We start from the raw sequence: 10,464 nt of genomic DNA, 5'->3' as shown, positions 1-10,464 counted from the left end.
AACCCAGTCCACGGTAGCCTAGCCAACAGCTGTCCAACTTTTGGGGCGCACTTCAACGCCGCTATCCTGTGGGAGCGAATTCATTCGCGAAGGCGCCAGTCCAGACGTTGCAATTCACAACCCCTCCGACACCCATACCCTTTGCGCGCTGTGATGCAGGATCCCGTGGCGGCGGGCCAGGGCCTGGCGGTCTTTGCTGTAGCCGCCGCCGATCACGCCCATGACCGGGATGTCGCGGCCGATGCAGTGGCGCAACACCGCCTCATCCCGGGCGGCGACGCCAGCGTCGGTGAGTTTCAGGTAGCCCAGCGCGTCGTCCTGATGCACGTCGACACCGGCGTCATACAAAACCAGATCCGGCTGATAAATGGGCAGCAGGTAGTTGAGCAGGTCGTCGACGACTTTCAGGTAGTCGGCATCACCCATGCCCATGGGTAGCGGGATGTCCCAGTCGCTCTGCGCCTTGCGCGCCGGGAAATTTTTTTCGCAGTGCAGTGAGACGGTGATGGCGTCTTCGGTATCGGCGAGAATCCGCGCCGTGCCGTCGCCCTGATGTACGTCGCAGTCGAAGATCAGGACTTTGTCGACCCGTCCGCTTTGCAGCAGGTAATGGCTGATCACGGCCAGGTCGTTGAAGATGCAGAAACCCGCCGGATAATCGTAATGCGCGTGATGCGTGCCGCCCGCCAGGTGACAGGCCAGGCCGTGCTGCAAGGCCTTTTCGGCGGTCAACAGTGAGCCGCCGACAGCCCGCACCGTTCGCCGAGCCAGAGCCTCACTCCAGGGCAGACCCAGGCGGCGCTGGTCTTCACGGGACAGGTCACCTTCCATATAGCGCCGTACGTAAGAAGGATCGTGGGCCAGGGCTAGAATGTCAGCAGGGCAAACGTCCGGGCGCAGCAGTTGCGCGTCCGTGGTCAGACCGCTGTCGATCAGGTGATCGCGCAGCAGGCGGAACTTGTCCATGGGGAAACGATGATCAGCCGGGAAGTCCGGGCTGTAATCCTCGTGATAGATGAGCGGCAGGGACATTTTGCGTCCGGTCAGAGGTCGAAGCCGGATAGTGCCAGTATTGCCTATGGACGCCCAATGCAATTTTAAGCTGGCAACATAAGATCGAATGGTTATGGGAGACCACCGATGGACCCGATACTCAAGCTCGAAAGCGCACGATTGTTGCTGCGCCAGTGGCGAGATGACGATTTGCCAGCGTTCGCCGACATGTGTGCGGACCCCCACGTCATGCGCTATTTTCCTGAGCCTTTGAGTCGTCTGGAAAGCGCCGCCATGATTGGCCGCGTGCGTGGCCACTTTGCCGAACTGGGTTTCGGGCTGTGGGCGCTGGAACGCAAGGACAGCGGCCAGTTCATCGGTTTTACCGGCCTTGGGGTGGTGAGCTTCGAGTCGCACTTCACCCCGGCTATCGAAATTGGCTGGCGTCTGGCTCATGAACACTGGGGGTTCGGTTACGCCAGTGAGGCAGCGTGGACGGCTCTGCGCTGCGGCTTCGAGCGGTTGGGTGTGGATCAGATCGTGTCCTTTACCTCGGTCAGCAACGAGCCGTCGCAGAAAGTCATGCAGGCCATCGGCATGACCACTGACCCTGCCGACGACTTCGATCATCCGAATCTGCCCCCCGAGCATCCGCTGCGCCGTCATGTGCTCTATCGCATCAGTCGCGAACAATGGCTGAAAACCCTGCGAGCCTGAACAGGAACACGCCGTTAAATTCTGTATCATTTCGGCTTGCGTCGCGCTGGAGCGTGGCCTGACAGTTTTTGCGAGGAGTGTTAAATGAGCCAAGTGCTGGATGATCTGGTGGCGTTGCTGAGCCTGGAGCCGATTGAAGAAAACCTGTTCCGAGGCCGCAGTCAGGACCTTGGCTTTCGCCAGCTGTTCGGTGGGCAAGTGTTGGGCCAGTCGCTTTCGGCGGCCAGCCAGACGGTCGAAGACGCGCGACACGTTCACTCGTTGCATGGTTACTTTCTGCGCCCCGGGGACGCTGGGCTGCCGGTGGTCTATCAGGTGGATCGGGTGCGCGATGGCGGCAGTTTCAGCACGCGTCGGGTTACGGCCATCCAGAAAGGCCAGCCGATTTTCACCTGCAGCGCCTCGTTTCAATACGATGAGCAGGGTTTCGAGCACCAGACCTCAATGCCGCAAATTGTCGGCCCGGAGAATCTGCCATCGGAGCTGGAACTGATGCAGCAACGGGCGCACCTGATTCCGGAGCACATGCGCGACAAGATGCTGTGCCCCAAACCTATCGAGTTTCGCCCGGTTACCGCCACCGATCCTTACAATCCCGAGCCTACCGAAGCGGTCAAATATATCTGGTTCCGCACCGACGGCTCGTTGCCTGAAATACCTGCCCTGCACAAGTACCTGATGGCCTACGCATCGGACTTCAACCTGCTGACCACGTCGCTGTTGCCCCACGGTAAAACGGTCTGGCAGAAGGATATGCAGGTCGCCAGCCTGGATCACTCGCTGTGGTTCCATGGCGATCTGCGTGCCGATGACTGGCTGCTGTACGCGATGGACAGCCCGTGGGCCGGCAATTCCCGGGGTTTTTCCCGTGGCAGTGTTTACAACCGGGCCGGGCAACTGGTGGCGTCGGTCAGCCAGGAAGGCTTGATCCGCCATCGCAAGGATTGGGCATGAGTCTTTCCGGGATTCACCACTGGGTGTTCGACATGGACGGCACGCTGACCGTCGCGGCCCATGATTTCCCGGCGATCAAACGCGCGCTGGATATCCCTCAGGATCACGACATCCTGGGGCATTTGGCCTCTTTGCCGGCTGACGTTTCGGCTGCCAAACACGCCTGGCTGCTGGAGCATGAACGCGAGTTGGCCCTGGCTTCGCAACCGGCGGACGGCGCGGTGGAGCTGGTAAGGGAATTGGCGGGACGCGGCTATCGGCTGGGCATACTGACCCGCAACGCCCGGGAACTGGCCCACCTGACGCTGGCAGCGATCGGCTTGGCCGATTGTTTTGCGGTAGAAGACATTCTGGGTCGCGACGAAGCTGCCCACAAACCTGATCCTGCCGGTTTGCTGCATCTGGCCAAGGCCTGGCAGGTTGATCCGGCGCAGATGGTGATGGTCGGTGATTACCGCTTCGATCTGGATTGCGGACGTGCTGCCGGGGCGAAAACCATCCTGGTCAACCTGCCGGAAAACCCATGGCCGGAATTGACCGACTGGCATGCGCAGGATTGTGTGGAGTTGCGCTCCCTGCTGGATTGATCGCAGCTCCCACAGATTCGGGGATTTCGTTGGAGCGAGGCTTGCCCGCGAATGGGTTGCTGCGGTTCGTCAGGCAAACCGCGTTATCGTTCTTCGCGGGCAAGCCCGGCTCCAACAGGAGTAATGCGATTTCCCTGTGGGAGCGGTGCTTGCCCGCGATTCAGGCGCCTCGGTTCATCAGGCAAACCGCGTTATCGTTCTTCGCGGGCAAGCCCGGTTCCAACCGATTTGGGGATTTCGTTGGAGCGAGGCTTGCCCGCGAATGAGTTGCTGCGGTTCATCAGGCAAACCGCGTTATCGTTCTTCGCGGGCAAGCCCGGCTCCAACAGGAGTAATGCGATTTCCCTGTGGGAGCGGTGCTTGCCCGCGATTCAGGCGCCTCGGTTCATCAGGCAAACCGCGTTATCGTTCTTGGCGGGCAAGCCCGGTTCCAACCGATTTGGGGATTTCGTTGGAGCGAGGCCTGCCCGCGAATGAGTTGCTGCGGTTCATCAGGCAAACCGCGTTATCGTTCTTCGCGGGCAAGCACCGCTCCCACAGGAGACAGCATTCCCATGTGGGACCAGGTTTAGCCAGAAGGCTGTTTTCACAGGTCTTTGAACAACACCGCCTGCCCTTCCGGCGAGGTGAACATGCCGTTGCCGCTGTGGCCCACGTTCGGGACTACGACCAGGCGTTGGTTGATCCCTTCGGGGTGGCGCTTCTGCAGGTACTTGAAGTAGTTCTGCCCCCGCGCCAAGCGGTAAGGACCCTGGGCTTCGGCGGCGCATGATTTGTCCAGTGCCGGGTGTTTCGGGTCGGTATCGTTCTGGCCCAACAGGTACGTGACATCGCGTTTCACATAATCCTGCTCGATGTCGGCGGTCTTCACTTTGCCGGCGTAGCTGGGCATATGGTTCAGGCCGTACTTCCATTCGTTAAAGCCAGGGCAGCTCGCGGCAGTAACAGGCTCCGGACGCTCGCTGTCGAAGTACGCGTAGGACGACGGGTTGGCGATCACGTAGCGCAGCTTGATCTTTTCTTTAACCATCAGTGCATCTTCCTTGCCGCCAATCATCACGTAGCGCTGCACCACCTGCGCCCCGCCGGAGTGCCCGGCGATGACGATTTCCTTCAGGTTGGGGAATAGCTTGCTGTCGCTCAGGCGTCTGAGGATATGGTCGATGACCAGAAACGAACTGACCGGCTTGGGCCCGACCGACGTAGTGCCCGCCATCCAGTCGTTGGCGTGCCAGCGCAGGATGTTGTCCGCCAGGTGATGGGCGGCAACGTCCTTCTCATTCAAAAATTGGGGCGCGATCAACAGGGTCTTGTTGCGTTGTCTGGACTGGTTGGCGGCCCGTTCGATGCTGCGCAGGTAAGTGGGCGCATTACGCAGCCGACCATGAAGGACGATCACCGCCCGCTCGATATGTGGCCGTGGATGAGTCCAGTTCAGACTCAGCCCCAGGGTGGCTTGTGCGCCATTGACCATCAGCCGGTCCGGGCTGATGGATTTGACCGCCTGATCCTCGGCGTGAGCGGCGAAACTCAGAAAAGTGCTTAACGACAGGATCAGAAGCGGTTTCATCATTGGGGTCAGAGGCTCTTGGCTGCGAACGTGTCGCACTGGTTGATTTGGCCCTGGGCGAAGCCGGTCTTGAACCAGCGCACGCGTTGAGCAGATGTTCCGTGAGTGAACGAGTCAGGTACCACACGGCCCTGACCTTGTTGTTGCAATCGATCATCGCCAATCGCGTTGGCGGCGTTCAGTGCTTCTTCAATATCACCCGGCTCGAGCCAGTTCAAACGCTTTTGCGCGTTGAAGGCCCAGACACCGGCCAGGCAGTCTGCCTGAAGTTCCTGACGCACCAGTAAACCAGTGGCACCTTCCATGCGCTGACCGCTCTGGCGCGCCTGTTGTACCTTGGCCGAAACCCCCAGCAGCGTCTGCACATGATGGCCCACTTCGTGCGCGATCACGTAAGCCTGGGCAAAGTCACCGGCAGCCTTGAAGCGTTGCGACATCTCCCGGAAAAAGTCCATGTCCAGATAAACCTGCTGATCAGCCGGGCAATAAAACGGGCCACTGGCCGAGGTCGCATAGCCGCAGGCGGACTGAACCTGACCGCTGAACAGCACCAGCGTCGGGTCCTTGTACTGGCGGCCGTTGAGCTGGAAGGTCGCGCGCCAGGTGTCTTCGGTATCACCGAGGATCGAGCGGACAAAATCCGCCTGCTCGTCGTTGGCCGGTGGCGCCTGGCGGGTCTGGGTCGTCGCGGGTGCCTGAGTCGCCTGTCCGGTGAGTTGCCCGAGGATTTGCATCGGGTCCTGACCGGTCAGCAGGCCAATGGCGACGATAATAATCACGCCGCCGATGCCCAGGCCTTTGCCACCCAGACGCATCCCACCACCGCCGCCACCGCCATCACGGGCATCTACAACGTTGTCGCTGCGGCGACCTTTTTTCCATAGCATGTGGGAATCCTCTTCTAATCCTGTAAGGAGTGTCGCTGCTACCCACAGACCGCGCCAGTCCGATTGTCAGACGTGGAACCTGAATGGGAGTTGAACAACGTACATCTTGAGCAGGAGTAGAGGTGAGGATTGTGGATTAGTTCGCCATCATTGGCTGGCAGTGCACGTGATCGCTAGTTGCGGGCCAGGCCTTGTTCGCTTTTCACCGAATTCATGAATGCCTGCATGGCCGAAGACTGGACGCGATGACGACGGGTTATCAGGCCATACGGCGGCAGACGGGCTTCGAATTTGATCGGCAGCACCGCCAGCAAATGGCGGCCGGGATAGTCTTCCACGACTGACAGCGGCGTGACGCCGAGCATGTCGGTCTGCTGCACCAGAGACAGCAGGGTCATGATCGAGGTGGTTTCGACGATGCTGCTGGGAATATCGACACGGGCATTGTGAAACACCTGATTGATGATCGAGCGCATCGGACTGGGATGCTGTTGCAGCACCCATGTCATGTTCTGCATCTCGGCCCAACCCAGCCCGGTGGCATTAGCCATGGGATGCTGTGCGCCAGCCACCACGCACAGTTCTTCCTCGCCGAGGCTGTCGAACAGCAATTCTTCAGCCCGAGCGCCTCCCGGGATTCGGCCCAGAACCACGTCCAGTTGATCCTGCAGCAAGGCCTGAACCAGCACGTCGCTGGTATCGACCTGGATGCTCATGGACAGGCGCGGATGGCTTTTCTTCAGGTCGGCGATGGTTCGCGTCAGCAGGCCCGAGGCCAGGGCCGGGATGGCCCCGACCGCAACCCGGCCCAGGTTGCCTGACTCCAGCGCGACCAGCTCTTCGCGCATGCCGCTCAACTCGGCAAACACCATCCGCGCGTAATAGATGACTGTTTCGCCAAACTGCGTGGCGCGCATGCCACGGGGCAGGCGTTCGAACAGCTCAACGCCCAGCAGGTCTTCGGCTTCGTGAAGCATTTTCGTCGCGGCGGGTTGGGTCATGCCGATGTTATCGGCGGCGCGACGTAAAGAACCCAGCTCTTGAAGCGCCAACATCAGCCGCAACTGGCGCAGGCGCAGGCGGCTGTGAATCACATTGGCGTCAGGAATTCGGGTCATGGTGCTGGCTCGCAAAAAAGACTGGGGCTGAGCCTGACAAGAAATCTCAGGCCTTGCCAGCCCCATCTTGCTTACACGATCGATTTTGACTTCGCCGCGTTGCGGGTACGCCAGCCCAGGGCGCTCTGGATTGCACTGGAAATCAGCGGCCAGAACAGCATCAGCAGCGCGGCGGTGGTCAGGCTGCCGACCAGTGGATTGGACCAGAAAATACCCAGTTGCCCATCGGAAAACAGCATCGACTGGCGGAACGCATCTTCAGCCTTATCGCCCAGTACCGCCGCAAGCACCAGCGGCGCAATCGGATAACCGAGTTTCTTGAACAGATAACCCAGCGCGCCGAACACCAGCATCAGGCCCACATCGAACAGCGAGTTATGCACCGAGTACGCACCAATGGCGCAGACCATGATGATGATCGGCGCAATGATCGAGAACGGAATGCGCAGGATCGACGCGAACAGCGGCACAGTCGCCAGCACCACGATCAGGCTGACCACGTTGCCCAGATACATACTGGCAATCAGGCCCCAGACAAAGTCGTGTTGTTCGACAAAAAGGGTCGGCCCGGGGTGCAGGCCCCAGATCATCAAACCGCCCAGCATCACCGCTGCCGTGGCGGAACCCGGAATCCCCAGAGTCAGCATGGGCAGCAGCGCGCTGGTGCCCGCAGCGTGGTCGGCGGTCTCAGGCGCGATGACCCCTTCCAGCTCGCCTTTGCCGAAGTTGTCGCGGTTCTTCGAAAAGCGCCGCGCCAGGCTGTAGCTCATGAATGACGCCGCAGTGGGACCGCCCGGAGTAATACCCATCCAGCAGCCGACGATGGTGCTGCGCACGATAGTCAGCCAGTAACGCGGCAGTTTTGCCCAGGTGCGCAAGATCACCATCGGCGTGATGCGCGCATGTTCGCCCCGGAATACCAGGCCTTCTTCCACAGTGCAGAGGATTTCGCCGATGCCGAACAGGCCGATCACCGCCACTTCAAAACTGATCCCGGTCATGAGGATCGGTTGATCGAAGGTCAGGCGCAGGTTGCCGGATACGGTATCCATGCCGACGGCAGCCATGGCAAAACCGATCATCATCGCTACCACGGTTTTCAGCGGCGGGTTCTTGCTCATGCCAATGAAGGTGCAGAACGCCAACAGATACACCGCGAAGAACTCCGGTGAACTGAACGACATGGCGAATTCGGCGATGCGGGTGGAAAGAAAGGTGAGCAGCATCACACCCACCAGCGCACCGATCAGCGCGGAGCTGAACGCTGCTGTCAGGGCTTCGGCGGCGCGGCCGTCCCGAGCCATGGGGTAGCCGTCAAAGGTGGTCGCCACCGATGACGGCTCGCCGGGAATGTTGAACAGGATGGACGTGATCGATCCCCCAAACAACGCGCCCCAGTACATGCACGACAGCAGGATGATGGCCGACACCGGGGACATGGTGAAGGTCAGTGGCAGCAACAAGGCAACGCCGTTTGGCGCGCCGAGACCGGGCAGTACGCCCACCAGAATACCCAACAGAACTCCGACCACCATCAGCCCGATATGGCCGGGGGTGAGGATCAGGTTCATGCCATGCAGCAGGGAATCGAATTCGCTCATAGCATCGATCTCCCGGCATCGGCGAGCCAGTCACCCAACGGGCCTGTGTGCAGCGGCACCTTGAACCACAGGGCAAATATCAGGTAGCTGGCCAGCACCGCGCCACCGGATACCGTGCACACTATCAGCTTGCCGTAAGGCTTGGGCCGAACCCGGTCGTGCAGCATGAACCAGGCAATAAACACCGCCGAGGCGATGTAGATGCCGGTGAACGGCATGGCACCGACGAACAGTGCGATAGGAATGAACACCGACAGCACGCCGCGAAACTGCTCACGGCTGACAAAACTGATGCTCAGGGCTTTCCAGCGAATCATCGTCAATACAATGTTGCCCAGGCTGGCGCAGCTCAACAGCAGGCCAATGTAGAACGGGAAATAACCGGGCTCGGGGCCCGAGTCGCCCCAGCCGATACCTTGCTCATGGCTGCCGTACATCACCACCGCGCCGACCAGCAGGGTGAACAGCGCGAGGCCGAATTCGACCCAGCGAGTGCCGACCAGTGCCGTTGTCTCAGAAGAATGGGGCATGAAACACCTCCAGTGTGGAAGGCTGCCGGACCAGTGTCCGGCAGAGTCAAATCACTCGCGCAACCAGCCAGCGTCCTTGAACACAGGCGTGACCCGGGCGGTGTCCTGCTGGATATAAGCGGAGAGTTGATCGCCTTCGAGGAAGGTTGGCACCAAAGCGTTCTGGGTGACGTAGGCCTTGAATTCAGGAGCCTCTGACACCTTGCGCATCAGCTCGGTATAGAAGGCGCGCTGTTCGGCAGTCACCTTGCCGGGCATGAATACGGTGCGCGGGAAGCGATATTGATCCACACCCAGGCCTTGTTCTTTACAGGTGGGCACGTCCGCCCAGGATTTGTCCCCGGCGACTTTGTCGGTGTAGCTCATACGTTCTTTACTGAACACGCACAGCGGTTGCACCTGATCACCGCGCCATTGGCTGATGCTTTCGCTGGGGTTATTGACGTTGGCGGCAATGTGTTTGCCCGCCAGCTGAGTGGAGGCTTCGCTGCCGCTTTTGAACGGGATGTACACCAGCTTGCTGCCGGTGGTTTTGTTGAGCAGCAGGGTCAGGGTCTGGTCGACATCCTTGGACTGACTGCCGCCCATGCGCAATTTGGAAGGATCGGCTTTGACGGTCTCGTAGAAGCTTTTGGCGTCTTTCCAGGGAGCGTCTTTGTAAGTCCAGAGAATGAAGTCGTCTTCAGCGACGGCCGCCACAGGGGTCAGTTCCTGCCATTGGTAGCCGAGCTTGGACACCAGCGGCAGCAGGTAGATATTGTTGGTACCAATCACCAGCTTGTCGGCATCGCCTTCGGACATTTTGATGTCCAGAAAAGCCTCGGCACCGTTGCCGCCGCCTTTGTTCAGCACGATGGTATTGACGTCCAGCAGCTTGTGGGTGGTGATGATCGACTGGATTAACCGACCCAACTGGTCAGTACCGCCACCAGGACCACCGGCAACGATGATTTCGACATTCTTGTCGGGCTGCCATGCAGCTAAAGCGGGAAGGGTGCCGGCGGAGAGTAGGGTGCAGCCAAGCAAAAGGCTGGACGCGCGTCGAAAAGATGCGGTTCGCATGATGAAACCTCTATTTCTTGTAATTGTTTTTTGAGCGATTCGACCGACACGGGCATCGGCAAATCTTGGGTCGAGTGTGGGAAGCTATTGTGCTGGCGTCTACTCAAAACATTGGATACACCGATAGCCTGGGGTTATAGGTTGGGCGGTGTAAGCGCTAGATTTTTGATCTGTAGGCAGACCCGCGAAGAGCGCGCATCACCACGTGGGAGCGGTGCCTGGTCTGGGCTGCACCCGGGTGATACAGACACTCCGGTTCATCAGTCCTACCGAGTCATCGTTCATCGCGGGCAAGCACCGCTCCCACAGTAAATCGGCGGTTGTCTGCTATGCCGAGGCGCTACGATTCGCGGGCAAGCCTCGCTCCAACGGGAAACTCAGTCGCCTGTTGGAGCCGAGCTTGCTCGCGAAGAACGATGACTCGGTGTGCCTGGCGTGCCGCGTA

General features: G+C 59.9%; 10 protein-coding genes. 3 read left to right on the top strand and 7 right to left on the bottom strand.

What is annotated here, in order from left to right; all coding sequences use genetic code 11:
• Positions 1–114: 114 nt before the first annotated feature.
• On the bottom strand, positions 115–1,032 hold the full coding sequence (locus IV01_RS03580; RefSeq protein WP_032631060.1) for a histone deacetylase: 918 nt from the start codon (positions 1,030–1,032) through the stop codon (positions 115–117).
• Between the two features lie 108 nt (positions 1,033–1,140).
• Here IV01_RS03580 and IV01_RS03585 point away from each other — a divergent pair, with 108 nt between their 5' ends.
• The 3 genes from IV01_RS03585 to IV01_RS03595 all read left to right on the top strand — a co-directional run bounded on the left by IV01_RS03585 (position 1,141) and on the right by IV01_RS03595 (position 3,251).
• The gene (locus tag IV01_RS03585) at positions 1,141–1,710 is read left to right on the top strand and encodes a GNAT family N-acetyltransferase (RefSeq protein ID WP_032631058.1); all 570 of its coding nucleotides are present in this window, start codon (positions 1,141–1,143) and stop codon (positions 1,708–1,710) included.
• A gap of 84 nt (positions 1,711–1,794) precedes the next feature.
• The gene (gene tesB, locus IV01_RS03590) at positions 1,795–2,664 is read left to right on the top strand and encodes an acyl-CoA thioesterase II (RefSeq protein ID WP_032631057.1); all 870 of its coding nucleotides are present in this window, start codon (positions 1,795–1,797) and stop codon (positions 2,662–2,664) included.
• Positions 2,661–3,251, top strand: a complete 591-nt coding sequence (locus IV01_RS03595; RefSeq protein ID WP_032631056.1) for an HAD family hydrolase — start codon at positions 2,661–2,663, stop codon at positions 3,249–3,251. Before tesB ends, IV01_RS03595 begins: the two co-directional genes overlap by 4 nt.
• Before the next feature lie 586 nt (positions 3,252–3,837).
• Here IV01_RS03595 and IV01_RS03610 read toward each other — a convergent pair.
• From IV01_RS03610 to IV01_RS03635, 6 genes are all read right to left on the bottom strand, one after another.
• Complete coding sequence (locus tag IV01_RS03610; protein ID WP_032631051.1) at positions 3,838–4,824, bottom strand: hypothetical protein; 987 nt, start codon at positions 4,822–4,824, stop codon at positions 3,838–3,840.
• Positions 4,825–4,829: 5 nt separating this feature from the next.
• Positions 4,830–5,708, bottom strand: coding sequence for a neutral zinc metallopeptidase (locus tag IV01_RS03615; protein WP_032631050.1), 879 nt, complete (start codon positions 5,706–5,708; stop codon positions 4,830–4,832).
• A gap of 173 nt (positions 5,709–5,881) precedes the next feature.
• The gene (locus IV01_RS03620; RefSeq protein ID WP_032631049.1) at positions 5,882–6,826 is read right to left on the bottom strand and encodes a LysR family transcriptional regulator; all 945 of its coding nucleotides are present in this window, start codon (positions 6,824–6,826) and stop codon (positions 5,882–5,884) included.
• 71 nt (positions 6,827–6,897) lie between these two features.
• Complete coding sequence (locus IV01_RS03625) at positions 6,898–8,427, bottom strand: tripartite tricarboxylate transporter permease (protein WP_032631047.1); 1,530 nt, start codon at positions 8,425–8,427, stop codon at positions 6,898–6,900.
• Positions 8,424–8,957, bottom strand: coding sequence for a tripartite tricarboxylate transporter TctB family protein (locus tag IV01_RS03630; RefSeq protein ID WP_032631046.1), 534 nt, complete (start codon positions 8,955–8,957; stop codon positions 8,424–8,426). The genes IV01_RS03625 and IV01_RS03630 overlap by 4 nt, the downstream gene beginning before the upstream one ends.
• 51 nt (positions 8,958–9,008) lie before the next feature.
• The gene (locus IV01_RS03635; RefSeq protein ID WP_032631045.1) at positions 9,009–10,019 is read right to left on the bottom strand and encodes a Bug family tripartite tricarboxylate transporter substrate binding protein; all 1,011 of its coding nucleotides are present in this window, start codon (positions 10,017–10,019) and stop codon (positions 9,009–9,011) included.
• Positions 10,020–10,464: the final 445 nt, after the last annotated feature.

This window comes from Pseudomonas syringae (assembly GCF_000737245.1).
Classification (GTDB): Bacteria; Pseudomonadota; Gammaproteobacteria; order Pseudomonadales; family Pseudomonadaceae; genus Aquipseudomonas; species Aquipseudomonas syringae_J.
Note: the sequence above shows the minus strand (reverse complement) of the source record. Positions and strands in the feature narration are given on the sequence as shown.